At 67.6% G+C, this 547-nt stretch carries 1 pseudogene; it reads right to left on the bottom strand.

Features of this window, described 5'->3' with window-relative positions:
- A pseudogene (locus tag ACX12L_RS23005) lies at positions 1-316 on the bottom strand (IS21 family transposase); the annotation flags it as partial.
- Positions 317-547 lie beyond the last annotated feature (231 nt).

Here is a 547-nt window from a genome sequence, read left to right as displayed (position 1 = left end):
TGCCGGCCCAGGCGTGTTGGCGCTTCAGGGCGGCGTGGATGGCAGCGCCCGAGACGCCTTGCTCGACCCAGGCGCTGAGCAGGGCCCGGTGCGGCTCCAGGGTGGAGATGGTGGTGCTGGCGCGCCGGGGTTCACCCAGGGCGGTGGCGATGGCCTCGTCGTCGGGCAACGGCTGCTGGACATTGAGCCAGCCGCGAGCGGTGGCCAGTTCACGCCATTGCGCCGCCTTGCGCCGGCCCATGAGACGGGCCGCCGCGATCTCCCGGTCGGACTCGCCCTGGCGCATTCGCAGCAAGGCCTGTCGGTAGTGATGCATCTCGAATCTCCTGCGCGCCATCGCTGAGCCTCCGGGCAAAGGCCCAAAGGGTAGAGATGGCGGCGGTCAATTCGGGGTGTCGTTCAACGCCTGCTGCTAGGCCAGTGGCCTCATTACGCCGATCCGAGACTGGCTCCAATACGGCGATCACGCCCTGGCTCCATTACGCCGGTCAGCGGGTGGCGCCTATATGCCGATCATGGAGTGGATCCAATATGCCGGTCGGTGACA

It is taken from the genome of Alicycliphilus sp. T452 (assembly GCF_054512775.1).
This window is presented reverse-complemented; position numbering and strand designations above follow the sequence as displayed.